Origin of the sequence: Kitasatospora purpeofusca, from assembly GCF_036010405.1 — a bacterium.
GTDB lineage: Bacteria > Actinomycetota > Actinomycetes > Streptomycetales > Streptomycetaceae > Kitasatospora > Kitasatospora purpeofusca.
Genome location: NZ_CP108561.1, coordinates 4,518,680 through 4,544,490, shown reverse-complemented (window position 1 = coordinate 4,544,490; position 25,811 = coordinate 4,518,680). Strand labels below are relative to the sequence as shown.

General features: G+C 73.5%; 26 protein-coding genes. 16 read left to right on the top strand and 10 right to left on the bottom strand.

The window, feature by feature from the left end; translation table 11 throughout:
* Window positions 1-44: 44 nt before the first annotated feature.
* Window positions 45-653: a hypothetical protein gene (locus tag OG715_RS20075; RefSeq protein ID WP_266271749.1), complete on the bottom strand. Its 609-nt coding sequence runs from the start codon at window positions 651-653 to the stop codon at window positions 45-47.
* Between the two features lie 164 nt (window positions 654-817).
* On the opposite strand from OG715_RS20075, the gene OG715_RS20070 reads away from it, so the two are divergent.
* A complete protein-coding gene (locus OG715_RS20070) occupies window positions 818-2,131 on the top strand; it encodes a GNAT family N-acetyltransferase (RefSeq protein ID WP_266270180.1) in 1,314 nt (437 codons plus the stop codon).
* Between the two features lie 81 nt (window positions 2,132-2,212).
* On the opposite strand, the gene OG715_RS20065 is transcribed toward OG715_RS20070, so the two are convergent.
* The gene (locus tag OG715_RS20065) at window positions 2,213-3,013 is read right to left on the bottom strand and encodes a TetR/AcrR family transcriptional regulator (RefSeq protein WP_266270179.1); all 801 of its coding nucleotides are present in this window, start codon (window positions 3,011-3,013) and stop codon (window positions 2,213-2,215) included.
* A gap of 197 nt (window positions 3,014-3,210) precedes the next feature.
* Between OG715_RS20065 and OG715_RS20060 the strand changes: the two genes are divergently transcribed.
* Window positions 3,211-3,753 carry a GNAT family N-acetyltransferase gene (locus OG715_RS20060; RefSeq protein WP_266270178.1) on the top strand — a complete coding sequence of 181 codons (543 nt, stop codon included), beginning with the start codon at window positions 3,211-3,213 and terminating at the stop codon, window positions 3,751-3,753.
* On the opposite strand, the gene OG715_RS20055 is transcribed toward OG715_RS20060, so the two are convergent.
* Window positions 3,738-4,229: a macro domain-containing protein gene (locus tag OG715_RS20055; RefSeq protein WP_266270177.1), complete on the bottom strand. Its 492-nt coding sequence runs from the start codon at window positions 4,227-4,229 to the stop codon at window positions 3,738-3,740. The two genes, OG715_RS20060 and OG715_RS20055, sit on opposite strands and share 16 nt — an antisense overlap.
* A 10-nt stretch (window positions 4,230-4,239) precedes the next feature.
* Window positions 4,240-5,499, bottom strand: coding sequence for an MFS transporter (locus OG715_RS20050; protein ID WP_266270176.1), 1,260 nt, complete (start codon window positions 5,497-5,499; stop codon window positions 4,240-4,242).
* A gap of 172 nt (window positions 5,500-5,671) precedes the next feature.
* Between OG715_RS20050 and OG715_RS20045 the strand changes: the two genes are divergently transcribed.
* A complete protein-coding gene (locus tag OG715_RS20045) occupies window positions 5,672-6,640 on the top strand; it encodes a LysR family transcriptional regulator (RefSeq protein ID WP_266270174.1) in 969 nt (322 codons plus the stop codon).
* A gap of 222 nt (window positions 6,641-6,862) precedes the next feature.
* Here OG715_RS20045 and OG715_RS20040 read toward each other — a convergent pair whose 3' ends face one another.
* The gene (locus OG715_RS20040; RefSeq protein WP_266270172.1) at window positions 6,863-7,489 is read right to left on the bottom strand and encodes a YceI family protein; all 627 of its coding nucleotides are present in this window, start codon (window positions 7,487-7,489) and stop codon (window positions 6,863-6,865) included.
* A gap of 189 nt (window positions 7,490-7,678) precedes the next feature.
* Between OG715_RS20040 and OG715_RS20035 the strand changes: the two genes are divergently transcribed.
* The 4 genes from OG715_RS20035 (at window position 7,679) to OG715_RS20020 (ending at window position 10,408) form a co-directional block, all read left to right on the top strand.
* The gene (locus OG715_RS20035; RefSeq protein WP_266270170.1) at window positions 7,679-8,821 is read left to right on the top strand and encodes a DNA polymerase III subunit beta family protein; all 1,143 of its coding nucleotides are present in this window, start codon (window positions 7,679-7,681) and stop codon (window positions 8,819-8,821) included.
* 109 nt (window positions 8,822-8,930) lie between these two features.
* Window positions 8,931-9,368, top strand: coding sequence for a helix-turn-helix domain-containing protein (locus OG715_RS20030; RefSeq protein WP_266270169.1), 438 nt, complete (start codon window positions 8,931-8,933; stop codon window positions 9,366-9,368).
* 20 nt (window positions 9,369-9,388) lie between these two features.
* Window positions 9,389-9,916 carry a hypothetical protein gene (locus OG715_RS20025; protein WP_266270168.1) on the top strand — a complete coding sequence of 176 codons (528 nt, stop codon included), beginning with the start codon at window positions 9,389-9,391 and terminating at the stop codon, window positions 9,914-9,916.
* Window positions 9,917-10,054: 138 nt separating this feature from the next.
* The gene (locus OG715_RS20020; RefSeq protein ID WP_030393714.1) at window positions 10,055-10,408 is read left to right on the top strand and encodes a DUF2516 family protein; all 354 of its coding nucleotides are present in this window, start codon (window positions 10,055-10,057) and stop codon (window positions 10,406-10,408) included.
* A gap of 111 nt (window positions 10,409-10,519) precedes the next feature.
* Here OG715_RS20020 and OG715_RS20015 read toward each other — a convergent pair whose 3' ends face one another.
* Complete coding sequence (locus tag OG715_RS20015) at window positions 10,520-12,094, bottom strand: PP2C family protein-serine/threonine phosphatase (protein WP_266270167.1); 1,575 nt, start codon at window positions 12,092-12,094, stop codon at window positions 10,520-10,522.
* Window positions 12,095-12,332: 238 nt separating this feature from the next.
* Between OG715_RS20015 and OG715_RS20010 the strand changes: the two genes are divergently transcribed.
* Complete coding sequence (locus OG715_RS20010) at window positions 12,333-12,884, top strand: O-acetyl-ADP-ribose deacetylase (protein WP_266271748.1); 552 nt, start codon at window positions 12,333-12,335, stop codon at window positions 12,882-12,884.
* Between the two features lie 182 nt (window positions 12,885-13,066).
* On the opposite strand, the gene OG715_RS20005 is transcribed toward OG715_RS20010, so the two are convergent.
* On the bottom strand, window positions 13,067-13,900 hold the full coding sequence (locus OG715_RS20005) for a class I SAM-dependent methyltransferase (RefSeq protein WP_266270166.1): 834 nt from the start codon (window positions 13,898-13,900) through the stop codon (window positions 13,067-13,069).
* 364 nt (window positions 13,901-14,264) lie between these two features.
* On the opposite strand from OG715_RS20005, the gene mshA reads away from it, so the two are divergent.
* On the top strand, window positions 14,265-15,656 hold the full coding sequence (mshA, locus tag OG715_RS20000) for a D-inositol-3-phosphate glycosyltransferase (protein WP_380514385.1): 1,392 nt from the start codon (window positions 14,265-14,267) through the stop codon (window positions 15,654-15,656).
* A gap of 121 nt (window positions 15,657-15,777) precedes the next feature.
* Window positions 15,778-16,320 carry a type III secretion system chaperone family protein gene (locus OG715_RS19995; RefSeq protein ID WP_266270161.1) on the top strand — a complete coding sequence of 181 codons (543 nt, stop codon included), beginning with the start codon at window positions 15,778-15,780 and terminating at the stop codon, window positions 16,318-16,320.
* Between the two features lie 36 nt (window positions 16,321-16,356).
* On the opposite strand, the gene OG715_RS19990 is transcribed toward OG715_RS19995, so the two are convergent.
* A complete protein-coding gene (locus tag OG715_RS19990; RefSeq protein ID WP_266270160.1) occupies window positions 16,357-17,700 on the bottom strand; it encodes an MDR family MFS transporter in 1,344 nt (447 codons plus the stop codon).
* Window positions 17,701-17,848: 148 nt separating this feature from the next.
* On the opposite strand from OG715_RS19990, the gene OG715_RS19985 reads away from it, so the two are divergent.
* From OG715_RS19985 to OG715_RS19975, 3 genes are all read left to right on the top strand, one after another.
* Entirely contained in the window at window positions 17,849-18,607 is a 759-nt protein-coding gene (locus tag OG715_RS19985) for a phosphoglyceromutase (RefSeq protein ID WP_053651102.1), read from the top strand.
* 199 nt (window positions 18,608-18,806) lie between these two features.
* Window positions 18,807-19,616 carry a protein phosphatase 2C domain-containing protein gene (locus OG715_RS19980; RefSeq protein ID WP_266270159.1) on the top strand — a complete coding sequence of 270 codons (810 nt, stop codon included), beginning with the start codon at window positions 18,807-18,809 and terminating at the stop codon, window positions 19,614-19,616.
* Window positions 19,617-19,862: 246 nt separating this feature from the next.
* Window positions 19,863-20,450 carry a lytic polysaccharide monooxygenase auxiliary activity family 9 protein gene (locus tag OG715_RS19975; RefSeq protein WP_266270157.1) on the top strand — a complete coding sequence of 196 codons (588 nt, stop codon included), beginning with the start codon at window positions 19,863-19,865 and terminating at the stop codon, window positions 20,448-20,450.
* Between the two features lie 542 nt (window positions 20,451-20,992).
* Here the strand turns inward: OG715_RS19975 and phoU are convergent.
* Window positions 20,993-21,676 (bottom strand): phosphate signaling complex protein PhoU, encoded by a 684-nt coding sequence (phoU, locus tag OG715_RS19970; RefSeq protein ID WP_266270156.1) that lies wholly within the window; start codon window positions 21,674-21,676, stop codon window positions 20,993-20,995.
* A 309-nt stretch (window positions 21,677-21,985) separates the two neighbouring features.
* On the opposite strand from phoU, the gene OG715_RS19965 reads away from it, so the two are divergent.
* Together OG715_RS19965 and OG715_RS19960 are read left to right on the top strand one after the other, a co-directional pair.
* Entirely contained in the window at window positions 21,986-23,257 is a 1,272-nt protein-coding gene (locus OG715_RS19965; RefSeq protein ID WP_266270155.1) for a sensor histidine kinase, read from the top strand.
* 2 nt (window positions 23,258-23,259) lie between these two features.
* Entirely contained in the window at window positions 23,260-23,952 is a 693-nt protein-coding gene (locus tag OG715_RS19960; protein ID WP_030305055.1) for a response regulator transcription factor, read from the top strand.
* Window positions 23,953-24,082: 130 nt separating this feature from the next.
* Here OG715_RS19960 and OG715_RS19955 read toward each other — a convergent pair whose 3' ends face one another.
* The gene (locus OG715_RS19955; protein ID WP_266270154.1) at window positions 24,083-24,739 is read right to left on the bottom strand and encodes a DUF461 domain-containing protein; all 657 of its coding nucleotides are present in this window, start codon (window positions 24,737-24,739) and stop codon (window positions 24,083-24,085) included.
* A gap of 413 nt (window positions 24,740-25,152) precedes the next feature.
* Between OG715_RS19955 and OG715_RS19950 the strand changes: the two genes are divergently transcribed.
* Window positions 25,153-25,635, top strand: a complete 483-nt coding sequence (locus tag OG715_RS19950) for a CarD family transcriptional regulator (RefSeq protein ID WP_030244332.1) — start codon at window positions 25,153-25,155, stop codon at window positions 25,633-25,635.
* Window positions 25,636-25,811: the final 176 nt, after the last annotated feature.

The following is a 25,811-nucleotide window of genomic DNA, read 5'->3' as shown; positions in this document are numbered from 1 at the left end:
CGGCCGCAGACCGGCCGTGGTCCGGCTGTGGTCCGGCCGTGGTCTCACAGGTCCAGGGCGTCGGCGAGGGCGGCGGTGACCGGGCCGGCGTGGTCGGGCAGGTGAAGGGCGGCCCACTCGGCGGCCAGGGCGTGGAAGGCCGTCAGGTCGCGCTCGACGCCGGCGAGCAGTCGCCGGGCCTCGGCGGCCGGGAGCTCGATCACCGGTCCGTCGTCCAGCTCCGCGTCGAGGAGGAGGCGGACGGTGTCGCCCGCGCGTTCGACCTGGGCGACGGGGTTGTGCCCGAACCAGGTCGCGCCACCGTCGTCGAGCACGCCGAACCAGTCGCGCCACTCCCCGATCCCCGCGCAGCAGCCCGGCAGGAACGTGGTGCCGGTGATGCTGTCCGTCACCCGCAGCCCGCCGGCCGCGTACAAGGAGTCGAAGGTGAGCAGCCCGTGCAGGAAGGAGTCGAGCGGTTCGCGCGGGCGCGGCGGACGGCGGGGGCGCTCCCGGGGCTCGGGGTCGAGGTCGTTGAAGCCGACGATGCGCATCACCGCGGTGCCGACCTCGGCCGGGGCGAGCCGGCCGTGGAGCGTCAGGTACGGGTCGACCTCGGCGACCGGCCAGAGTTCGAAGCCGTCGGTGTCCCAGAAGTCCAGCACGGGCTGCATCACGATCACCCGGGCCAGTGTTCCGCAGGCCCCGGGCCTCCCGCACCGGGATTTCGCGCGCCGGGCGGCCGTGGATCGGGGGCACCGGGCGGCCCGTCAGGGTCGGCGCCCGGGCCCGGAATAAATCGGATGCCGTCGCCGAAACCCCGCCGTACGGTGAACGGATGGGCAACGAGACGAACGGCGGGCCCCGGGAGCCGGGCAGCGGCCGACCGGGGGAGCAGACCGACGCGGGTGACGGGATCGAGATCCGCGCGATCGGCGAGGACGAGGTCGAGGCGTGGGACCGCGCGCTGGCCCTGGGCTTCCTGCGCCCGCACGTGGGCCGGGCGACGGAGTTCCGGCGCCGGCAGTGGGAGCCGGGCCGGATGGTCGGGGCCCTGGCCGACGGCCGCTTCGTGGCCACCTTCCGGAGTTTCGACACCGAGCTGACCGTCCCCGGCGGCGCGGTCGTCACGGCCGACGCGATCACCGCCGTCACCGTGACCGCCACGCACCGTCGGCGCGGCCTGCTCCGCCGGATGATGGCCGCGGACCTGGACGCCGCCCGGGAGCGCGGCGTCCCGGTCGCGATCCTGATCGCCGCCGAGTACAACATCTACGGCCGCTACGGCTTCGGCCCCGCGACCCGGGGCCACGGCTGGAACATCGACCTGCTCCGGGCCGGCGGCCTGCGGGACGGCCTGCCCACCGTGCCCGGCGGGCGGATCGACCTGGTGGAGATGGCGGAGCTGCGCAAGATCGGCCCCGAGCTGTTCGACCGCTGGCGGGTCACCCAGGCCGGTGTGATCGACCGGGACGAGCTGACCTGGCAGCGCCAGACCGGCGAGATCGAGGTGCCCGGCTTCGACTGGAAGGAGCCGTTCGCGGCCGTCCACCGGGACGCCGACGGCACCCCGACCGGTCTGGCCGTCTACCGGATCGACGACGAGTGGGACGGCTCCTACCCCAACTGCACGCTCACCCTCGTCGACCTGTTCGCCCTCGACCGGCCCACGGCCACCGAGCTGTGGCGGTTCGTCTGCTCGATCGACTGGGTCCGCAAGGTCGTGGTCGAGAACATCGGCCCGGACGACCCGCTGCCGGTGCTGCTGAACGACCCGAGGGCGGCGACGCCGCACGTCGACAACGCCGACTACATGTGGCTGCGGGTGCTCGACATCGAGGCCGCGTTCAACGCCCGGACGTACGGCGCGGCCGGCCGAGCGGTGCTGGAGGTCGAGGACGCGGCGGGCTATGTCGCCGGGCGCTGGGCGGTCGAGGTCGCCGCGGACGGCACCGGACGCTGCGTCCGGACGACCGACGAGCCCGATCTGGCGCTGGACGCCTCGGCACTGGGCGCGCTCTACCTGGGCGGCGAGACGCTGCCGCGGCTCGCCGTGGCCGGGCTGGTCACCGAGCTGCGCCCCGGCGCGGCGGCGGCCGCGGACCTGCTGTTCCGCACGCCGCTGGCGGCCTGGAACATCGACGGATTCTGATTCGCCCGTACGGATCGGAAACGGCCGGCCCGCTTCCTGCGGGCCGGCCGTTCCGCTTTACTGCTTGCGGTTTTCCGTGCGCTATTTGACGGCGGTCTTCCCGATGGTGGGAAGGATGAAGTCCTGGATGAGTCCCTTGGCGTCGCGGACGATCGGCCGGAACACCCGGTAGCGCGAGAGGTTGATCACCCGGGCCGCCATGGGGGTGGACCGGCGGACGAATTCCCGGGTCCGCTCGGTGTCCTCGGTCCGGTCGAAGACCCAGTAGAGGACGACGACCATGAGGTGCAGCCAGAGCACGTCGGGCAGCAGCTCGACCAGTTCGGCGTCCAGCTTCGGCGCCAGGTCGGAGCCCTGCAGTACGTCGCGGAACAGTGCGACCGCGGTGGCCCGGGCCGGGTGCGACTCGTTGGAGAACGGGCTCAGGGCGCTGGAGGGGTCGGCCGCCGTCCGGAAGAACTGCGCGGCGAACTCGTGGTACGGGGCCGCCGTGTCGAGCCAGGAGACCAGGGCGATCTCCAGGCGCTCGGCGAAGTCCCGGGTATCGGCCATGCGATTCCTGGCGTCCGCCGCATGGTCGTACGTCATCCGGTCGTAGAAACCCTGGATGAGAAATTCTTTTGCCGAGAAGTAGTAATAAGCATTTCCGACCGAAACACCCGCCTCGGCGGCGATGGCGCGCATGGTGGTCTTCTCGTAGCCGCGCTCCTGGAAGAGCCGCATCGCGGTCTCCAGGATCAGGGCCCGGGTCTGCTCGCTCTTGTCGGTCTTCGGCTGGGCGCGGCTGCCACGTGCCTCGGCGGGTGCCGAAGGGGTGCCGCCGTCGGTGCCGCTGCCGTCGTTCGTCGCGCTCGGGCCGTTCGTCGCTGCCAGGTCGTCCACGGCCCCGAGCCTAGCCCGATCGGCCGAGTCCCTGGTGGTGTCGGCACGGACGGCACCGGATGCCCCCTCCGCATCCGGTGCCGACACGGGCGCCGTTCTCCGTGAACTCTCTTCGAATCTCTTCGAACGCGTTCAAAAGCATGCCATGACTTCGAGCAGGGCTTGAACGCGTTCAGGCCGGATGAGAGGCTCGTTCCGTGATCACCACCATCCGCCGGGGGAACGCCCGGGACGCCGACGCCGTCGCCGCACTGCACGCCGTCAGCTGGCGCAGCGCGTACACCGGTATCGTCCCCGACGGCGCGCTCGGCGACGGGCTGGCGGACGAGCGGCGCGAGATCTGGGAACTGCGGCTGAGCGTCGACTACGGCGCCCCGGAGGCGACCCCCGAACTGCTGATCGCCGAACGGGCGGGCGACACCGTGGGATTCGCCTACCTGGTCCCGATGCCGGACGGTCGGGTGCTGCTCGACAACCTGCACGTCCGCCCCGGGCTGACCGGCTCCGGAATCGGTGGGGACCTGATGGACGCCGCCCGCGCGCACGTCGCCCGACAGCACCCCGGGGCCGACCTCTACCTGGAGGTGCTGCAGGCCAACACCCGCGCGATCGCCTTCTACGAGCGCGCCGGAGGCAGGCGCACCGCGGCCGGGCAGGGCGTCTTCCCCGGCGGTCACACGCTGCCCGAGTACGAGTACACCTGGTCGGCCGTCACGCCGGCCGGTCAGTCGCGGTCGTAGACCGTCACCGGCACCCCCCGTTCCGCCAACCGGGCCCGCACCAGGGGCTCCACCGACTCCCAGCGCCCGCCCGCCAGTCCGCAGCCGATCCGCGGCATGTGCACCGAGGCGCCCAGATCCAGCGCGTGCCCGCCGAGAGTCGCCAGCGCGGTGTCGATCGCCTCGTACCGCACCGGGGGCCCGGAGGAGCGGCCCGTCCGGATGCCGCGCTGGCCGACGATGTTGGCCACCCAGAGGTACTCCGCCACCCGGACCAACTGCACCGAGCCGAGCCCGAAGTCGTTCCCCGCACGCTCCCGGTGCCACCGCCGGTACGCCGCCTCAGGCTCGCCCCAGCGCCGGGAGACCGCCAGCACAAACCCCTTCCCCCAGCCCCCGAGGTCATTACAGACGTGGGCGATCACCTTCACCCCCTTGCCCAGGGGTGCCGTGGCGTCGCCCCGGACGTAGTCGATGGTGCTCGCCGTGCTGGTCATGCCCCGAAAGCTAGCGCGTGGCACTGACAGTGGGTTCGGAAGCCGTCCGGCCCGGGGGGCGGGGCCCGGCGCCCAGGTGGCGGCGGCCCGCGAGGGCGATCAGCAGGGCGAGTGCCGCCGCGCCCGCCGGGATCCAGTACCCCGCGCCGGGGCCGGCGTGTTCGGCGAGCGCGCCGGCCAGTGCCGAACCGGTGGATATGCCGATCATGATCCCGGACACCGCGATCGCCATCGCCTCGTTCAACTGCCGCTGGGGCAGCAGCTCCTGGATCAGCGTCATGCCGGTGACCATGGTCGGCGCGGTGCCCGTTCCGGCCACGAACAGGGCGACCCCGAGCAGTGCGAGCCCCGCGCCGCCCAGCCCGGCGGCGAGCGGCAGGAGCAGGAGCCCCGCCATCGCCGCCACGCCCCGCAGGAAGCGCGCACCCGCGGGGCCGGTCGGCCGCAGGGTGCCGAACACCAGCCCCGCCACACAGGATCCGGCCGCCACCAGGGCCAGCAGCCCGCCCGCGACCGGCCGGTTCCCCAGCGCGTCCGCGTACGCGACGGTGGTCAGGTCGAGTGCGCCGAAGACCATGCCGGTGCTGAGGAAGGTCAGCGTGAGCACCCGGAGCGCCGGCACCCGCAGCGGCGAGCGCGTTCCGTCCGTGGCGCCGGTGGCGGTGGGGCGGGCGGCCGTCGGCGGTTCGGTCCGCCGCTGGGCCGCGAAGAGCAGCGCGCCGCCCGCGCCGGCCCCGCCGGCGGCGAGCATCCCGGCCTCCGGGGCGACCGTCGTGCACAGGACCATGCCGAGCACCGGTCCGACCATGAAGCAGAGCTCGTCCAGGGCCTGTTCGAGGGAGTTGGCGAGGTGCCGGTCGTCCGGCGCGTCACTGAGCAGGTGCGCCCAGCGGGCCCGCGCCATACCGCCGAGGTTCGGCACCGCCGACCCGGCCGCCCAGCAGAGATGGAGCGTCCAGTCGGGCGCGCCGAGGCGGACGCAGAGCAGTAGTCCGCCCAGCGGCACCAGGTTGTACAGCACCGCCGGGACGGTGACCCGGGCCTGCCCGAACCGGTCGACGAGCCGGCCGATCAGCGGCATGCCGATCGCCACGGCGACCAGCCCGGCCGCGGCGACGGTGCCCGCGAGCGCGTAGGAGCCGCGCCGTTCGGCGATCAGCACCACCAGGGAGACGCCGGTCATCGACATCGAGAGCCGGGCGAGCAGTCCGGCCAGGGTGAAGGCGACGGTGCCGGGCCGGGTGAACAGGCGTCGGTACGGGGCGAGCACGGGACTCCGCGGGAGAGAGGGGGGAGGGGAAGGGCTCCAGCCTCGGGCCGCCGGTGGTTCGCGGTCCAACACCTGTTCCGCCGGACTGACAACAAAGTGCTGTTGACGGGGGCCGGGCGGCCTTCGTGCGGCACCGTCCGACCGCTCGGCCCCGCGTTGCTAGCCTGCCGCCATGCCCCACGACCTGCACCCCCGTCTGCTGCGAGGCTTCGTCGCGACCGCCGAGACGCTGCACTTCGGCCGCGCCGCGGAGCGGCTGCACGTGGCCCAGCAGGCGCTCAGCCGGGATGTCCGGACGCTGGAACGGCTGCTCGGCGACACGCTGTTCCTCCGTACCACCCGCAGCGTCGAACTCACCACCGCCGGGCACGGGTTGCTGCCCAAGGCGCGCCGACTGCTGGCCCTGCACGACGAGATCCTGGCCGGTGTCGCGCACCGGCCGCTGCTGCTCGACCTCAACAGCGACGTCACCGGCCCGGACCTCACCAGCGACCGGCTGCTCCAACGGGCCCGCGCCGCCTGGCCGGAGGGCGAACTGCTGGCGCGTTTCCACGGCGGTCTGGCGGCCGCGGCCACCGAACTGCTCGCCCACCGGCTGGACGTGTCGTTCGGCCGCTACGCCGGTCTGCCCGCCGGGGCGAGGGCCCGGCTCGCTCAGCGTCCGGTCAGGTTGGAGGCGGTCTCGGTGATGATGGCGGTCGGCCACCCGCTGGCGGGCCGGCCGGCGCTGCGGGTCGCCGAACTGGCCGGGCACCCGGTGGACATCTGCGCGGGCAATCCGGCGACCACCGAGTGGGCCGACCTCGGCCGGCGGCTGCTGGACGAGCACGGTCTGGACGCGGCGCCCCCGCGGGTCCCGCCGGTGGGCGTGGACGAGACGGCCCGCTACCTGGCCCGGCACGGCGACCCGATGCTGACCACCGTCGGCGGCCCGGTGCTGCCGGGCGTGGTGAACGTGCCGCTGGTCGAGCCGGTGCCGCTCAGTCTGGTGAGCCTGGTGCACCGCCCTGACCTGCGGCATCCCGGGCTGACCGCGCTGCTGGCGGCGGCGGCCGAACTCGGCGCGCGCGAGAGCTGGTTGCGCCGCCCGGCGGGCAGTTGGCTGCCGGCGGCGGACGCCGCGCTGCTGGCGGTCCAGTAGGGAACCGGCCTGCCGATCGGATTCGATCGATTCGCCGGACCGGGATTCGCCGGATCAGGAATCACCGTGCCACGACGGGGTGTTGTGGCGGGATACGACTCCGCCCCTGCCGCTCGGGGGTCGGCAGGGGCGGAGTCGGGTGCGGGCGGGCGGTCGGCCGGGGGCCGACGCGCGCGCCCGCGCGATCGGGGGCCGCGGGGCCCGCAGGCGAGGTCGGCCGGGTCAGGCCGCCTTCACGGCGGAGATGTCGAAGGTGAGCTTGACCTTCTCGCCGATCAGCACGCCGCCGGTCTCCAGCGCGGCGTTGTACGTCAGGCCCCAGTCGGTACGGTCCAGGACGGCCTTGCCCTCGAAGCCGACCCGGTCGGCACCGTAGGCGTCGACGGCGTGGCCGGTGAAGTCGAGGTCCAGGGTGATCGGGCGGGTGACGTCCTTGATGGTCAGCTCGCCGCTCATCCGGTAGGACTCGTCGCCCACACGCTCCGCGGCGGTGCTGCGGAAGCGCATCTCCGGGAAGCTCTCGGCGGCGAAGAAGTCGCTGGTGCGCAGGTGCTCGTCACGCTGGGCCTGGTTGGTGTCGATGCTCGCGACCTTGATCACCAGATCGGCGCGGGAGTTGGTCGGGGTGGTGCCGTCCAGGTGCAGCTTGCCCTCGTACTCGGTGAAGCGGCCCTTGACGTTGGTGACCATCGCGTGGCGGACGGCGAAGCCGATCTCGCTGTGGGTGGTGTCGATGGCCCAGTCGCCGGTCAGGTGCCCCAGCCCGAGGTCCTGGGTGGCCGGGTTCTCGGCGACGGCGACGGCGGTGGTCGCGGTGTCGGTGGTCTTGGTGCGGTTGAACAGGCCCATGGCTCCTCCTCGGGTTCGAAGCCATTTGTTTAGGCTTCAACTTGATGACTCCACTGTAGGCCCAACTCGTTCAAAGTTCAACCATCAATCGCGAGATCCCCGTCCGGCGTGTCGGCCGGCGGTATCGTCGGAGCCGGTCCGGCCGCCCCGCTTGACCCTCGACCCGGTCGAGGCCCCAGAGTCCCCGGCATGGAGAGCGACCTGCGCAGCATCGGCGAGTTGGCCCGCGACAGCGGTCTGAGCATCAGCGCCCTGCGTTTCTACGACGGCGCCGAGGTGCTCGCCCCCGCCCGCGTCGACCCGCGCACCGGCTACCGCTGGTACGCCCCCGGGCAGCTCGCCGACGCCCGCCTGCTCGCCCGGCTGCGCCGGGTGGGCCTGCCGCTGGCCGACATCCGGGCCGTGCTCGGCGCGGCTCCCGGCAGCGGCGCCGCCCAGCGGCTGATGGACGAGCACCTGCGCCGGCTGGAGGGCGGCCTCGCCGACGCGCGCCGCGAACTCTCCGCGATCCGCCGGTTGATCGACCAGAGGGAGAACCCGATGACCACGACCCCCGTCGAGTACCGCTTCACCGTTCCCGCCCGCGAGCTGGCCGAGGCCCTGGACGCGGTCCGCTTCGCCGTCGGCGGCGACCCCGAGCTGCCGGTGCTGTCCGGCGTGCTGTTCGACCTCGACGGCGGTCTGCTGCGGCTGGTCGCCACCGACCGTTACCGGATCGCCCTCGCCGAGGTGCCCGTGGAGTCCTCGGGGCCCGAGGAGTCGGTCGCGTCTGCGGCGTCCGCAGCGTCCGACGCGCCTGCCGCGTCGGCCGTCGTGCCGGTCGCGCTGGCCGACGCCCTCCGTGCGCTGCTCGGCCCCGCCGAGGGGGCGGTGGAGCTGGCGCTCGGCGCCGGAACGGTGCAGGTCACGGTGGGCGGCCACCGGATCGAGGGCGCCGCGCTCGACCACGACTACCCCGACTACCGGCCCCTGGTCCGGCTGGAGCCGGTCCACCGGATCGGCCTGCCCACCGCCGAGCTGCGCGCGGCCCTCGTGTCCGCCGCGACCAGCAGCCTGCCGTCCGGGCCGCACGGCGCGGCCTGCGAGGTCGCCCTGCTGACCGTCGACGGCGAGGGCCGGTTCGCGGTCGGCGCGCCGGACGCCGGGGTCGACGGAGTCGACGGGGCCTTCCGGGTGGCGGTCAACCGCGACTTCCTCCTGGAGGCCCTCCCGGCCGACGCCCCGGGGCAGCTGGTCCTCGAACTCGGCGGCCCGATCACCCCCCTCGCCGTCCGCCCCGCCGTCCGCCCCGGCACCTTCTCCGTCCTGATGCCGGTCCGCCTCCCCGCCTGAGCCCGGGCCTCCCCGTCCGGCGGCGGGGCCGGTCCGCCACCGACGCCGGCTGTTTGCTGGTGCTAGCACTGTGCTTGCAATTGCAAGCGCGGTGGGGCAGGGTGTTCGCATGGCCTCACTGAACGTCGGCCCGCTGGGCGAGTACATCCGCGAGCAGCGGCGCAATGCGCAGTACTCGCTGCGGCAGCTGGCGGAGGCCGCCGGCGTGTCCAACCCCTACCTCAGCCAGATCGAGCGAGGGTTGCGCAAGCCGAGCGCGGAGATCCTGCAGCAGATCGCCAAGGCACTGCGGATCTCGGCGGAGACGCTCTACGTCCAGGCCGGGATCCTGGAGGAACGGCGGGGTGAGGGCCTGGAGCTGCGGGCCTCGATCCTGGCCGATCCGCTGATCAACGAGCGGCAGAAGCAGGCGCTGCTCGCGGTCTACGACGCCTTCCTCAAGGAGAACGCTGCGGCGGCGGACCAGGTGACCGCGGCGGACGGAGCCGAGGACCCGGCCGGAGGCGTGGGCGGGAGTACGGACGAGCACCGGGGCGAGGCACCCTAAACACCACGGGAGGACCGGCCATGCCGATCACGGACGACATCAAGAAGACCCTGACCGACCCGACCCCGCTCTACGCGCTCGCCGGAGCCGGCGACCTCGCGTACGAGAAGCTGCGCGAGGTGCCGGGCCGGGTGGAGGCGCTCGCGGCCGACCGCAAGGGCACCCAGGAGAAGGCCACCGCCGCGCTGGCCGAGGCCCAGGCCCGGCTGGTCGACGCGCAGGCCAAGGTCAGCGGCTCGGTGACGGCCCTGCCGACCGACCTGAAGGCGCTGCAGGAGAAGGCGCAGAGCTTCGCCCTCCAGCAGGTCGGCCGCGCCGTCGAGCTGGCGGTCAAGGCCAAGGAGACGTACGACGAGCTGGCCGAGCGCGGCAAGGTCGCGGTGGACCGGGGCCTCGGCGCCGACGCCGGGGCCGGTGCGGGCGAGGCCGTCGCCGAGCGGGTGGACCCGGAGTCCGCCGAGGCCGGCGAACTGGTCGAGGGCGAGCTGGTCGAGGACGAGGCGCCCGTCGCCCCGAAGCGCGTCCGGTCCCGAAAGAGCGCGGAGTAGCTCCGCGCCGGCCGGGCCGGAGGCCCGGCACCCCGGGGCACGTCGGGTGCCGCCGGGCCGTTTGACCCCTTGGTGGACCGTGCGCCGTGCCAGGATGGGCGGGCAGGTGTGCCGCAGCGAGACGCAGAGGAGGCCGTGATGGGCGGAGTGGCCCAGATTCTGATCCTGGACTACTTGAACCCGTTCTGGTGGCTGGCCGTCGCCATCCTGGGCTACAAGCTGTTCGCCCTGGTCGACGCCGCCACCCGCCCGGAGGACGGGTACCGGGCGGCCGACAAGAAGACCAAGGGCTTCTGGCTGGCGATCCTCGGTGTCGCGTTCGGTCTGGACCTGCTCTTCGGCGCCAACTTCATGACCAGCTTCCTCACCCTGGGGGGCCTGGTCGCCGCGATCGTCTACGTGGTCGACGTCCGCCCGGCGATCCGCGCGCTCACCAATCGCGGCGGCGGCCGGGGCGACCAGCGCAACATGGGGCCGTACGGACCCTGGTAGCCGTCCGGGGCCCGGCGACGGGCCCCGCCCCGACAGCAGTGGACAGCCGAGCCCCGGTCCGTCCGGCGGGTGCACCCGCCGGACGGACCGGGGCTCGGTCGTCCCCGGCCGTCAGCCCAGGATCAGCTGCGTCGGGTTGCGCTCCAGCAGCAGCACCGCGACATCGTCCGTCAGGGCGCCGCCGTTCAGTTCCTCGACCTCGGCGATCGCGCTGTCGACCAGCCGCCCCCGGGTGAGCCCGGCGGACTGGTGGTCGCCGATCAGCTCGGCCAGGCCGTCCTGGCCGAGGCGGCGCGAACCGGCGCCGATCCGGCCCTCGATCAGTCCGTCCGTGTAGAGCAGCAGCCGCCAGCCGCGGCGCAGCTCGAAGACGTGCGACGGCCAGACGGCCTGGCCGTCGTCGCAGGGGAGCAGTCCGAGGGCGGGGCCGGCGTGCTCGGCGGGGAGCCCGATCGGAGTGTGGTCCTCGCCGAGCAGCAGCGGCGGGGGATGGCCGGCGAGGTAGAGCCGGGCCCGTTCGACGGCCCCGGGGTTGCCGGCGTCGACCGGATCGATGACCAGCATGCACAGCGTCGCGAAGATCTCGTCGCTGCGCCGTTCGTGCTCCAGGACGTGCTGGAGGGTGGTCAGCAGGGTCTCGCCGGTGAGGCCGGCGAAAACCAGGGTGCGCCACGCTATCCGGAGCGCCACCCCGAGCGCGGCCTCGTCGGGGCCGTGGCCGCAGACGTCCCCGATCACCACGTGGACGGTGCCGTCGTCGGTGCGGACCGCGTCGTAGAAGTCGCCGCCGAGCAGGGCGCGGCGGCGGCCGGGGCGGTAGCGGCGGGTGAAGGAGAGGTTGGCGCCGTCGAGCAGCGGGGTGGGCAGCAGATGGCGCTGGAGGCGGGCGTTCTCCTGGCCGCGCAGCTCGGCCTCGACGAGCCGGCGCTGCGACTCGTCGGCGCGCTTGCGTTCGACGGCGTACCGCAGGGCGCGGGCGAGCAGCGGGCCGTCGGTCTCGTTCTTGATCAGGAAGTCCTGGGCGCCGGCGGCCACGGCGGCCGCTCCGAGTTCGGCGCCGGCGGCGTCGGTGAGCACCACGACGGCGGTGTGCGGGGCCCGGCGGAGCAGCTCGTGCAGACCCTCCAGACCGTCGGAGGGGTCGGAGGGGTGGGGCAGGTCGGCGGGGGCGGCGAGGTCGAGCAGGACGCAGCTGAAGTCGCCGCTGCGGCCGGGGTCGCCGCCGCGCGACCGGCCGCGCCGGGAGCCGGACGAGGTGGGGGCGAGCAGGGCGAAGGCCTGGTCGAGACCGCGGGTCCAGTGGATCTCGATCGGGGCGCCGCTGTCGGCCACCGCGGCCTTGAGCAGGTGGGCATCGGTGGCGTCGTCCTCGATGACCAGCAGCTTGAGCGGGGCGGTGACGGGGGAGCCGACCGGTCCGGTGGTCGGCGCCGGTCCGGCGGCGGCCTTCGACCGGGGGTGGGGTATCGGCGCGGTGGCCCTGGCGGTGCGGTCCGACCGCCGGTCCGCCCGGCGCTCCGGTGGCCGGGCCGGGTGCTTCGCCGGCGTCGGGGTGCGGTCGGGAGCGCAGCCGTGGGCGGGCGCTTCGGGGGCGGACCGGTCCTGGGCGTGCCCGGGCCGGGCGCCGCCCTGGGCGCCCGGCGAGCCCGTGGCACCAGGTGCCCGCCCGTCTCCCGTTGCGGGCATCGACTGATCCTCCCTTTCCCCGAGTGCGTAACGGCCGAGGTCCGTCCGCAGTGCCCGCTCGGCACCCTGCGTCGGGGAACTTCTCGCGACCATAACGTGATCTCCGGGGATTTCTCTGGCCGGCCGGCGTCGTTGTGGCTCGTGCCGTGCCGGTGGCAGTGTGACGGATGGGGCGGGGAAGCGAGCGGTGGCCCAGGGGGTGGGCGCCGGGTCGGGTCTGGAAAGGGGTTGTGACATGGTGACGCGCATCACCCTGGTCGAGGGTGACATCACGGCGCAGCAGGTGGACGTGGTGGTGAACGCCGCCAATTCCTCACTGTTGGGCGGCGGCGGGGTGGACGGTGCGATCCACCGCCGGGGCGGACCGCGGATTCTGGCGGAGTGCCGCGAGCTGCGGGCCTCACAGTACGGGCGGGGGCTGGCCACCGGGCGGGCGGTGGCGACCACGGCGGGTGACCTCCCGGCCCGCTGGGTGGTGCACACCGTGGGGCCGGTCCATCTGGCGGACGAGTACGAGGAGCGGGCGGAGCTGCTGGCCTCCTGCTACCGCGAGTCGCTCCGGGTGGCGGCGGAGCTGGGCGCGCGCACGGTGGCCTTCCCGGCGGTGTCGGCCGGGATCTACGGGTGGCCGCCGGCGGATGCGGCCAGGATCGCGCTCGGGACCGTCGCGGCGGTGGTGGCGGAGCGCGAGGACGGGCCGGAGGAGGTGCGGTTCGTGCTGTTCGGGGCGGAGATGTACGAAGTCTTCGCCGACGTCGGACGGGAGCTGGGGCTGACGGGGCAGGAGTGAGGTGCTGACCGGGTGCTCCCATGGTGGCGTGACGGGGCGTCAACACGCCAGAGATATTCGATAACTCGTTCGAGTGAATCCGTGGACTCGCTCGCGGCCCCCGGTGAGCTGCCCGTTCGGTGAGCCGCTGGTCGGGGGAGCGGGACGGAGGAGGGGAGCGGGACGGGGAAGGGCGCCGGCGGCTACGGCGCCAGGGCCGTCCACGGCAGGGTGGCCTCGCCCTGCCGCCACCGGCCGCGCGCGTCCACCAGCGGCCAGGCCCCGGCCAGCGCGGTGCAGGCGGCCACCCAGCGCTGCCGGGCGCCGAACGCCCCGTAGGGCGCGGCCGCGGCCCAGGCCCGGTCGAAGTCGCGGAGGAACGCGTGCACCGGCCGGCCCGGCACGTTGTGGTGGATCAGCGCCTTCGGCAGCCGTTCGGCCAGGTCGGACGGCCGGTCGAGGCCGCCCAGCCGGGCCGCGAAGGTGACCGTCCTGGGCCCCTCCGGGCCGAGCGCCACCCAGACGTGCCGGCGGCCGATCTCGTCGCAGGTGCCCTCGACCAGCAGCCCGTCCGGGGACAGCCGGGAGCACAGCCGCTCCCAGACCGAGGCCACCTGGGACTCGTCGTACTGGCGCAGCACGTTGGCGGCCCGGATCAGCTGGGCGGACCCGCCGCCGTCCAGCGGGACCTCGAAGCCGCCGCGCCGGAAGGTCAGCAGCGGCGGCGCCGCGTACGGCAGCGCCGCGGCGACCCGGGCCGGTTCGATCTCGATGCCGACCACCCGGACGTCCGGCCGTACCGTCCGCAGCCGCCCGGACAGCTCGACCGCCGTCCACGGGGCGGCGCCGTACCCGAGGTCGACGGCGGTCGGCGGGCGGTCGGCGGACCGCAGCGCGGGCCCGAGCGTGTGGGCGATCCAGCGGTCCATCCGCCGCAGCCGGTTGGTGTTGGTGGTGCCGCGGGTCACGGTGCCCACCGGCCGCCGGGCCGGTCCGCGGGCGGGCGCGGTCGCGGAATCGAAGGAGGAGGCGGCCATGTCCCTCAGGGTACGGGCCCGGCCCCGACCGGACGGCGGGCGCCCTGCGCCGGGCCCGCGGGCACTCGACGGCCGGGCCGCGACGGGGCCGCGAGCGGAGCCGCGACCGGGCCCGCGGGCACCGGGCCCCGGCCACGTGGGCCATCTTGTCCGGCGATCCGGGAATGCGGGTCGCCGATCGCGTGGTTGGCAGACTGGTGGTGATGTGTGCCCGGACGGGGCGGCAGGCCGACGCACGCCCCGGGCGGACGTCCGGCCGGGCGGCGCGGGCGGCGGCGCACACACCGGAACAGCAGGAAACAGGCAGTAGGCAGCAGGCAAGGGCTGCGAGGCGGGCAGCACACGAGGAGGCTTCAGCCAGGTGATCCAGCACCCCGTCCGTTCGGTACGCCGTGCCCAGCCGGCCACGCCCGCGCGCGGCCGGCTCCAGTCGCTCGTCCAGGCCGGCCGGCGCCGCCCGCGCCGGATAGCGATGCTCAGTGTCCACACCTCCCCGCTGCACCAGCCGGGTACGGGCGACGCGGGCGGCATGAACGTCTACATCGTGGAGCTGGCCAAGCGCCTGGCCGCGCTCAACATCGAGGTCGAGGTCTTCACCCGGTCGATCTGCTCGGACGACGAGCCCACTGTGGAGCTGGCCCCGGGCGTGCTGGTGCGGCACGTCACGGCCGGTCCGTACGAGGGCCTGGTCAAGGAGGACCTGCCGGCCCAGCTGTGCGCCTTCACCCACGGGGTGCTGCGCACCGAGGCCGGCCACCGGCCCGGGCACTACGACCTGGTCCACTCGCACTACTGGCTCTCCGGCCAGGTCGGCTGGCTGGCCGCGCAGCGCTGGGGCGTCCCGCTGGTGCACACCATGCACACCATGGCGAAGGTGAAGAACGCGGCGCTGGCCGAGGGCGACACCCCCGAGCCGACGGCCCGGGTGATCGGCGAGACCCAGGTGGTGGAGGCGGCCGACCGGCTGATCGCCAACACCACCGAGGAGGCCGCCGAGCTGGCCCGCTTCTACGCGGCCCGCCCCGAGCAGCTGGCCGTGGTCCACCCGGGCGTCAACCTGGACGTCTTCCGCCCCGGCGGTGCCGGCGCCCCGGGGACGGCGGAGGCCCGCCGCGCCGCCCGGGCCCGGCTGGGACTGCCCGCCGACGCGGCGGTGCTGCTCTTCGCCGGCCGGATCCAGCCGCTGAAGGCCCCGGACGTGCTGCTGCGCGCGGTCGCGGTGCTGCTGGAGCGCCGTCCGGAGCTGCGCGAGCGGCTGGTGGTGCCGGTGGTCGGCGGTCCGTCCGGCACCGGCCTGGCCCGTCCGGAGAGCCTGCACAAGCTGGCCGCCCAGCTGGGTATCGGCGATGTGGTGCGCTTCCACCCGCCGGTCGGCCAGGCGATGCTCGCCGAGTGGTACCGGGCCGCGACCGCGCTGGTGATGCCCTCGTACAGCGAGTCCTTCGGGCTGGTCGCGCTGGAGGCGCAGGCCTGCGGCACACCGGTGGTCGCGGCCGCGGTGGGCGGTCTGCCGGTCGCCGTCCGGGACGGTGTGACGGGCACCCTGGTGCACGGCCACGACCCGGCGGACTGGTCGCGGGCGCTGGAGCCGTACGTCGTCGATCCGGAGCTGGTGGTCCGACGGGGCGGTGCGGCGGCGCGGCACGCGGCCGGGTTCGGCTGGGACACCGCGGCCGCGACCACCGCCGAGGTGTACGCCGGCACCCTGGCCCGCCCGGCCGGCCGGCTGACCGGGGCCCGCAGGCTGCTCGCCTGAGCCCGAGCCGACCGAGCGGGGCGCGGGCGGCGACCCGACCTGACTGCCTGCCGCCCGCTGCCAGGCCCCGGCTCGACCTGCGCTGCTGCGCGCGGCCGTACTCCCGAGTAACGTCAGCCCCATGGCATTCCGCACCAAGGACGAGGCCCTGACCCTCCTGCGCACCGCCCTGGACGAGGCCGGGGTGGCCTGGGAGACGGCCGCCGCCGACCCGTTCACCCTGGTGGCGACCCTCCCGGGCACCCGGAAGCTGAGCACCACGTGTGCGCTGCGGATCGGTGACCACACCCTCTCGGTCAACGCCTTCGTGGTCCGGCGCCCCGACGAGAACCACGAGGCCGTCTACCGCTGGCTGCTGGAGCGCAACACCCGCCTGTACGGCGTGGCGTACGCGGTCGACCGGCTCGGGGACGTCTACCTGGCGGGCCGGCTGCCGCTGGAGGCGCTGACCCCGGACACCGTGGACCGCCTGCTGGGCACGGTGCTGGAGAACGCCGACGAGCCGTTCAACACGCTGCTGGAACTGGGCTTCGCCACCGCGATCCGGCGGGAGTGGGAGTGGCGCACCAAGCGCGGGGAGTCGACCCGCAACCTGGCGGCCTTCGCCCACCTCGCCGGACCGGTCCCGGACCCCGCCGCGTCGGCGCCCGCAGCCGCCGAGTAGCGGGCCGACGGCGGACAGCTCGTAGGCCCGGCCGGCTCAGCCGCCCGTCGCGGCCCGCTCCGGTTCGGCGGCCTCCGCCGGGACCACCCGCACCGCTCCCGGCTGCGCGGTGCCCGTCGCCACCGTTCCCGTCCCCACCACGTCCGACTTCGCCAGCGCCGCCCCCGGCCGCCGGCCGAGCAGGACGTACCCGCCTGCGGCGACCGTGCCGAGCACCGCGCACGCTCCCCACATCACCCCGCTGCCGGCCCGCTCCAGCAGCACCCCGCCCGCGGCCGGCCCGAGGAACGAGGCGAGCGACCAGGAGAGCGAGTACACGCCCTGGTAGCGGCCGCGTGCCTCGGCCGGCGACAGCTCGGCGACCAGGCCCATCATGGTCGGCGCGTTCAGGATCTCGCCGAGCGTCCAGACGGCCACGGTGAAGGCGTAGAACCAGGCCGACGAGCCGGCCAGCGCGGTCAGCCCGAAGCCCCAGCCGATGAACAGCGCGCTGGCGACGAGCAGCGCCGTCCGGTCCCGGCCCGCCATCCACCGGGTGAGCGGGATCTGGAGCACCACGATGAGCAGGCCGTTGAGGCCGATCACCAGGCCGTACTGGGTGGCGGTGATGCCGGACCGGCCCATGTCCACGGCCAGCGTGGTGGAGCCCTGCTGGGCGACCAGGGCGAGCAGCAGGTTGAGCACCACCACCGCCATGAAGCGGCCGTCCCGGAAGACCGCGCCGAGGCCGATCGCCGGCGGCGTCTTCGGGCCGTCCGAGGCCACGACGGGCGAGTCGGGCCTGGTCTCGGGGATGCGGACGAAGATGACCACCGCGCAGACCACCGTGGAGAGCGCGTCCAGCAGGAAGAGCGTGAGGTAGCCGTGGGTCGCGATCAGGCCGGCCGCCGCCGCGGAGAGGCCGAAGCCGATGTTGATCGCCCAGTAGTTCAGCGCGAAGGCGCGGACCCGGTCCTCGGCGGGCACGATGTCCGCGATGATCGCCGAGGTGGCGGGCCGGGTCGCGTTGTTGCAGAAGCCGACCAGGAAGGCGACCACCGCGATGGCCACCTGGCCGTCGGTGAAGCCGAGCACCGCGGTGAACAGCGCGGTGCCGAGCTGCGCGGCGACCAGCGTCGGCCGCCGTCCGATCCGGTCGCTCAGCACCCCGGCGACGAGCGAGGCGAACGCCGAGCCCAGGCCGAACAGCGAGGCGACCAGCCCCGCGTAGGAGGCCGAGTAGCCCCGCTCGGTGGTCAAGTAGAGTGCCAGGAACGTGACCACGAACGCGCCCAGCTTGTTGATCAGGGTGCTGGTCCAGAGCCACCAGAACTGCCGCGGCAGTCCGCTCATGGCTTCGACGACGGCTCTGACCACGCGGGCGTGGACCGAAACGGGCATGTGGGGGCTCCCGGGCAGGCGGCAGACCACCGAGCACTCGGGCAGGACCGCTCGGCGGTAAGGTAAGTGTCACTGATGCATTGCACACCTTACCCATCGGGGGGTCCGCCCACCAGGGGTTTTATCGGGCTCCACTAAGCTGGGCGCCATGGCTGACACGACGTACCGACTCATCCTGCTCCGCCACGGCGAGAGCGAGTGGAACCAGAAGAACCTGTTCACCGGTTGGGTCGACGTCGACCTCAACGAGAAGGGCGAGAAGGAGGCCGCGCGCGGCGGCGAGCTGCTCGCCGCCGAGGGCTACCTCCCGGACGTCCTGCACACCTCGCTGCTGCGCCGCGCGATCCGCACCTCGCAGATCGCCCTGGACAAGGCCGACCGCCACTGGATCCCGGTCAGCCGCAGCTGGCGCCTGAACGAGCGGCACTACGGCGCGCTCCAGGGCAAGGACAAGGCCCAGACCCTGGCGGAGTTCGGCGAGGAGCAGTTCCAGCTCTGGCGCCGTTCGTACGACACCCCGCCGCCGGTGCTGTCCGACGACTCCGAGTACTCGCAGGCCGGCGACGCCCGTTATGCCGGGATCCCGAGCGAGCTGCGTCCGCGCACCGAGTGCCTCCAGGACGTCGTCGAGCGGATGCTGCCGTACTGGTACGACGCCATCGTCCCGGACCTCACCGCCGGCCGCACCGTGCTGGTCACCGCCCACGGCAACAGCCTGCGCGCGCTGGTCAAGCACCTCGACGGCATCTCCGACGCCGACATCGCGGGCCTGAACATCCCGACCGGCATCCCGCTGGTCTACGAGCTGGACGCCGACTTCAAGCCGACCGTCCCCGGCGGCCGCTACCTCGACCCGGACGCTGCCGCCGCCGCGATCGAGGCGGTCAAGAACCAGGGCAAGAAGTAAGCCACTTGCCGGAACGGCCCCCCACCTGCGCGTATGGCGCTGGTGAGGGGCCGTCTTCGTCGCCCGCCTCGGCGGGCTGCGTCGCGAGGCCCGGACGGGGCCTTCCTCCGTGCCCACCTCCTGCTGTTGCGCACCGGGGGCTCCGGAAGCTCCGGCGAGCAGTGAGGCCACTCCGATCCACCGACACGAGGCCTGACAGATGCGCGTTTCCGTCGCGACCGCCCCGGGCGGCTCGAACCCCAACGAGGACTGGGTGGCGGCCACGTCCACGCTCGCCGTCGTCCTGGACGGCCTGAGCACGGCCGGGCTGGACACCGGCTGCCGGCACGGCGTCCCTTGGTACGTCGCCCAGTTGGGCGGTCACCTGGTGGCCGCGCTGGCGGAGCCCGGCCGGCCGCCGGCCGACGGGCTGGCCCAGGCCCTCGACCGGGTCGCCGCGCTCCACCCCGGGTGCGACCTCGGCAACCCGGGTACGCCGTCGGCCACGGTGTCGGTCCTGCGGGCCGGGGCCGACAGCTTCGACTACCTGGTTCTCGCCGACTCGCCGATCGTCTTCGAGTTGGACGGCGAGCACCAGGTGGTCACCGACCTGCGGGTGGACGCCACGGTGCCCGAACTCCGCGCCGAGGCCGAACGGTTCCCCACCGGGACGCCCGAGCACACGGAGGCCGTCCGCCGGATGGTCGAGGCCCAACGGCTCACCCGGAACACCGCGGACGGCTACTGGGTGGCCGCCTCCAGCGGCGATGCGGCGCAGCACGCGCTGACGGGCACTGTGCCGCTCGCCGACGTCCTGGCGGTGGCCGTCCTGTCCGACGGGGCCTCGCGACTCGTCACCGAGTACCGCGCCGCATCGTGGGCGGACGCTTTCGCGACGCTCCGGCGGGACGGTGCTGACGGGCTGATCTCGGCGGTGCGGAAGGTCGAGGCCACGGATCCGGAGGGGCTCCGCTGGCCGCGCTTCAAGTCCGGCGACGACGCAACGGTGGCCTTCTGCCAGATCTCTTGATCCGCCGCATCCGCCGCATCCGCCGCATCCGCTCCCGCTCCCACTGCCGGACAGGCGGGGCCTCTCGCGTTCAACTTCCCTTTGGAGGCCGGGAGTTCGGCGTGCCGCAAAAGTGGTTCAGACCATTGACGGCCCTGGTGGCGGCTCCTACCGTGTGAGCAGCCACCCGGCGCAGGCATGCCAAGCCCCCCACGCGCGCGTGTCCGCGCTCGGCGCACTCTCCATCCACCCCCACGGAGGAGCACCATGCGCACACGTCATGTCGTCGGAGCCGTGATCGCCGCACTGTCGGTGCCGGTCGCGGTCGCCCTGCCGGCCCAGTCGCACGGCTACATCAGCACTCCGCCCAGCCGGGCCGCGCTGTGCGCGGCGGGCACCGTCCAGAACTGCGGCGCGATCCAGTGGGAGCCGCAGAGCGTCGAGGGGCCGAAGGGCTTCCCGAGCAGAGGTCCGGCCGACGGCGCGATCTGCGCCGGCGGCAACAGCCGGTTCGCCGAACTGGACGACCCGCGCGGCGGCGGCTGGCCGACCACCGCCGTCTCGGCGGGCCAACGGCTCACCTTCACCTGGAAGTTCACCGCCCGGCACGCCACGACCGGCTTCAAGTACTACCTGACCAGGGCGGGCTACGACGCCACCCAGAAGGTCACCCGGGCGAACCTGGAGTCGACCCCGTTCCTGAGCGTCCCCTACAACGGCACGCAGGTGCCCAGCACCCTCAGCCACACCGCGACCCTGCCGAGCGGACGGACCGGGCACCAGGTGGTCGTCGCGGTCTGGGAGATCGCGGACACCGGCAACGCCTTCTACTCCTGCACCGACGTCAGGTTCTGACGCCGGTCGTCCCGGTCGTCCCGGTGGTACCACCAGGCCCCGTCGGCGTCCCGGCGGTGAGGAGTCCGGGGCGCACGGCCGTCTCCCACGGCGGCCGCGCGCCCCGGAGCTCCGCGGCGGTACCGGAGGCGGATCCGGCGGAGCGGACGAGCAGGACGCCGCTCAGTGGCCGCAGCAGCCGCCGTCGACCCCGCCGCACTGGCAGGGTGCGCCGGACTGACAGCCGCAGCCGCAGCCCGGACCGCAGCCGCATCCGGCGGCGAGGACGGGGAGCAGCCTCGGGGCGGGCGGTTCCACGGTGTCGGGAGCCGATGCCTGGCCGGTCGGGTTTGCCTTCATCGCGCGGACCCCTCCTTCTGACGGGCACGCTTCGGTGCCCACGGGATCGAGTGAAACCGCCGACCGGAGGAGGCGTCAACAGGCGCGCGGTGGTGGGGAGTCCACGCTCGTGTGCTTCCCCACCACCCTCGGCCGGGGTTTACCCGTTCCCGGGGCCGGACGCCGCCCGGGACAGGAGTCCGGGACGGGCGTCCGGCGGGAGGTCAGTCGAGCTGGGCCGCGGCCTCGGAGGCGGCGACGAACTCGTCCACGTGCTCGCCGGTCACCAGGTACACCACGCGCTTGGCCACCGAGACGGCGTGGTCGGCGAAGCGCTCGTAGTAGCGGCCGACCAGGGTGACGTCCACCGCAGTCTCGATGCCGTGGTGCCAGCGCTCGTCGATGAGGTGCGCGAACAGCTCGCGGTGCAGCGCGTCGATCGCGTCGTCGTCCTGCTCCAGCTCCAGCGCCTTGTCGACGTCCTTGGTGGCGATCACCAGGCCGGCCTTGGCCACCAGCCGCTGGGCGAGCTGGCCCAGCTCCAGGACGGTCGCGTGCAGGTCGGCCGGGACGGCGCACTCGGGGTAGCGCAGCCGCGCGACCTTGGCGACGTGGCGGGCGAGGTCGCCGCAGCGCTCCAGGTCGGCGCTCATCCGCAGCGACGTGACGACGATGCGCAGGTCGGTGGCGACCGGCTGCTGGCGGGCGAGCAGGTCGATCGCCCGGTTCTCCAGGTCGTGGTGCAGGTCGTTGACCTTGCCGTCGGCGGCGATCACGCTCTCCGCCAGCGCCAGGTCCGCGTCGAGGAGGGCGGTGGTGGCCCGCCCGAGGGCGGAGCCGACCAGCCGGGCCATCTCGACCAGGCTGTCGCCGATCGAGTCGAGTTCCTCGTGGTACGCGTCGCGCATTGTTCTCTCCTCAGTAGCTGTGTCGGTGGCGGTGCCGACCGGTCATCCGGTGCGACCGTCCGTACGGCGCACCCATGACCGCTGCTGGTGGCGCGCATCGTACGCGCGCACCCGGGGTGGCCGGACGGTTGTTCGGCCGGGCCACCCGTCCCACACGGGCTCCGGCGCCCACTCTGGGCCGTCCGGGCGACCGCGCACGACCTGTCCGGTGAATCAGCAGCTACTTGAAGGTGAATTCTCGGCAACGCATGGTCGATCCCTTGACCCGGACCTGGGGGAACGGCCGCATCGTGCGCTTAGGCTGGCGCCATGGACGTGAACGTGGCCGCCGCCGCTGCCTGCGCCATAGCCGGGCTCGGCGTCGGCCTCACGGCCTCGATCGCTTTCCGTTGGAGCGAGCGCGAGCAGGCGAAGGGCAGGCACAGCGGCACCAATCGGAATCAGGGCCTCGGCCCCGCGCAGGAACCCCCGCTCCCGCCGGGCGTCGACACGGTCCTCTCCGTGCTGCGCTCCTGCGCGATCGTGCTCGGCGAGGGCGACGAGGTGGTCAAGGCCAGCTCGGCGGCCTACGCGATGGGCCTGGTCCGCGGCGGCGCGGTCGCCCTGGACCAGCTGCTCGCGCTGGCCAGGGGCACCCGCCGGGACGGCGAGATCCGGCAGCTCGAGCTGGAGCTGCCCCGTCCGGGCGCGGCGCGGGCCGCCGAACCGCTGGCGGTCTCGGTCCGGGTCGCCCCGCTGGGCTCCCGGCTGGTCCTGGTCCTGGTCGAGGACCAGACCGAGCGCCGCCGGGTGGAGGCCGTCCGCCGGGACTTCGTGGCCAACGTCAGCCATGAGCTCAAGACCCCGGTCGGCGCGCTGTCGCTGCTCTCCGAGGCGGTCGCCGACGCGGCCGACGACCCGGAGGCGGTGCAGCGCTTCGCCGGCCGGATGCAGATCGAGGCGACCAGGCTGGCCAGCCTGGTCCAGGAGATCATCGACCTCTCCCGGGTCCAGGACGACCGGCTGATGGTCGACCCGGAGCCGGTGGCGGTGGACGAGCTGATCGCCGAGGCGATCGACCGCTGCCGCCAGCAGGCCGCCGCCAAGCAGATCCTGATCGCGGCCGGCGGCATCGCCGGCCTCTACCTGCACGGCAACCGGGGCCAGCTGGCCGCCGCACTCGGCAACCTGGTCGAGAACGCGGTCAACTACAGCCCGCCCCGGACCAGGGTCGCCATCGCCACCCGCCGGATCTCCAGCGCCGCCGCCCTGGGCGAGGCGGACGGCGAGCTCATCGAGATCTCCGTGACCGACCAGGGCATCGGCATCTCGGAGAAGGACCGCGAGCGGGTCTTCGAACGGTTCTACCGGGTGGACCCGGCACGCTCGCGGCAGACCGGCGGCACCGGTCTCGGCCTCTCCATCGTCAAGCACGTGGCCGCCTCCCACGGCGGCACCGTCTCGGTGTGGAGCGTCGAGGGCCAGGGCTCCACCTTCACCGTCCGCCTGCCCGCAGGGCAGGCCCCCGTTGACCGTCCCCTGGTGGGCGGGTCCCCGCAGTCCCTGTCAGAAACAACCCCACAGCTTGCCCCGGAGGCCTGATCGTGACCCGAGTACTGGTGGTCGAGGACGAGGAGTCGTTCAGCGACGCCCTCTCGTACATGCTCCGCAAGGAAGGCTTCGAGGTGGCCATCGCCGCCACCGGCCCCGACGCCCTGGAGCAGTTCGAACGGAACGGCGCCGACCTCGTCCTGCTCGACCTGATGCTGCCGGGGCTGCCCGGCACCGAGGTCTGCCGCCAGCTTCGGGTCCGCTCCAATGTGCCGGTGATCATGGTCACCGCCAAGGACAGCGAGATCGACAAGGTGGTCGGGCTGGAAATAGGCGCGGACGACTACGTCACCAAGCCCTACTCCACCCGTGAGCTGGTGGCCCGCATCCGCGCGGTGCTGCGCCGCCGCGGCGAGAACGAGGGCCCCGGCGACGGCGGCGGCCCGGGTGCCCTGGAGGCGGGCCCGGTCCGGATGGACGTCGACCGGCACGTGGTGACCGTGGACGGCGCCAAGGTGGACCTCCCGCTCAAGGAGTTCGACCTGCTGGAGATGCTGCTGCGCAACGCCGGCCGGGTGCTCACCCGGATGCAGCTGATCGACCGGGTCTGGGGCGCGGACTACGTCGGTGACACCAAGACGCTGGACGTCCACGTCAAGCGCCTGCGGGCGAAGATCGAGCCGGACCCGGGCGCGCCGCGCTACCTGGTCACGGTGCGCGGCCTCGGCTACAAGTTCGAGCCGTAAACCGGCCGGCCGGCCCCGACGGGGCGGCCCGAAGCCCAGACGAACGCCCCCTCCGGATCCTTCCGGAGGGGGCGTTCCCCTGTGGCCCTGCTGCGGCCCTGGCTGCGCGGCCCCGAGCCGGGGCCGCGACTCAGTGGGCGGCCGGAGCGGTCGTACCCGTGGCCGGAGCGGCGGGAGCGGTCGTACCCGTGGCCGGAGCGGCCGGGGTGGTGGCGCCGGTGGCCGGGGCGGTCGCCGGCGCGGTGGCCTTCGGCGGCACGGCGGCCGGGGCGGCGGTCGGGCCGTAGCCCTTGTAGAGGCCCTTGTTCGGGCTGACCTGGGCCTCGGCCTCGACCTTGTCGTGGTTCTTGAACCCGAACGAGGCCGGCACGTAACCGCCCACGCTCACGGTGGTGGAGGCGATCTTGGCGGTCGGGGCGCCCGGGCCGCCGAGCAGCAGCGCGGCGCCGGCCGGGACGACGATGGCGGGCAGCGCGGCGCCCTTGTCGTCGGCGAAGGAGGCGGTCGCCCCGGTGCCGACGGTGATGGACTGCAGCTCGATCGGCTCGGTCCCGCTGTTGCTGATGTTCACCGTCACGTTGGCGGGGCCGGTGTGCTCGCCGGAGGACTCGTCCCCGGTGACCACGACGATGTTGTTCAGGCGGATGTCGGTGCCCAGGGTCGCCGACGCGTTGTCGGGCTTGACCTCCAGGGTCTCCGGGGTGTTCCCGGCGGCGCAGGAGGACAGCGAGGCGATGGCGAGGGCGGCGATGGCGGCGATGCCGCCGCGTCGAAGGCTGCGGCTCACGGCGGCGGCTTCTCCTAGGTCACGTGTCGATAGGTCAGGTTCAGATTATCGACCACGCTTATGCCGTCCTCACGGGGTGGTCCCTTCGTGTCACGATCCGCCCGCCCGGACCTCCGGACGGCGGTACCTCCGCGTGTTCAGGTCAATCGGCGACCAAGATCGGATCACGATCGGGAAACGGCCCGATAAACGGTGAAAACCCAAGATCCAATCATGGTTTCGGGAGTGTTGCCAGAGGTTTCGGCAGGCAGTGGAACCGCCTCCGACCTGCGGGAAGCCCTCCTCGAACACCGGTCGCAGCACGTCATGGGGGTGCTTGTCAAGCCCCGAGACCGGCCCTGACCTGCGAAAACGCCCTTCGGGTGCGCCGAAAAGCGTGTTATTCTGGAAAGCCACGGAAGGGGTCCTGTCACATGACGTTCAAGGTTGGCGACACGGTGGTCTACCCCCATCACGGGGCCGCACTGATCGAGGCCATCGAAATTCGCCAGATCAAAGGTGTGGACAAGACCTACCTGGTGCTCAAGGTGCAGCAGGGAGACCTGACGCTCCGCGTGCCCGCCGAGAACGCGGAGTTCGTCGGCGTTCGCGATGTGGTCGGCCAGGAGGGTCTGGACCGGGTCTTCGAGGTGCTTCGCGCACCGTACACCGAAGAGCCGACCAACTGGTCCCGTCGCTACAAGGCGAATCTGGAGAAGCTCGCCTCGGGTGACGTTATCAAGGTCGCCGAGGTTGTGCGCGACCTCTGGCGTCGCGAGCGCGAGCGCGGCCTCTCCGCAGGTGAGAAGCGCATGCTCGCCAAGGCGCGCCAGATCCTCGTCAGCGAGCTCGCGCTGGCGGAGAACACCAACGAGGACAAGGCGGAGACGCTGCTCGACGAGGTGCTCGCCTCGTAGCGGCCGTCCGCTCCACAACGCTCACAGCGCCCGATGCCGGCGCGCCGCCCACCGGATCCATGGTCCGTGGGTGGTGCAGTGGCACTTCGGGCGCTGAGGCGTGTCCGGACGACGCCCCGCACCCGGTGGCCCGGTCGGCCTCGGGTCTGCATGACCGTTTCTGCTGATCTTGCGGG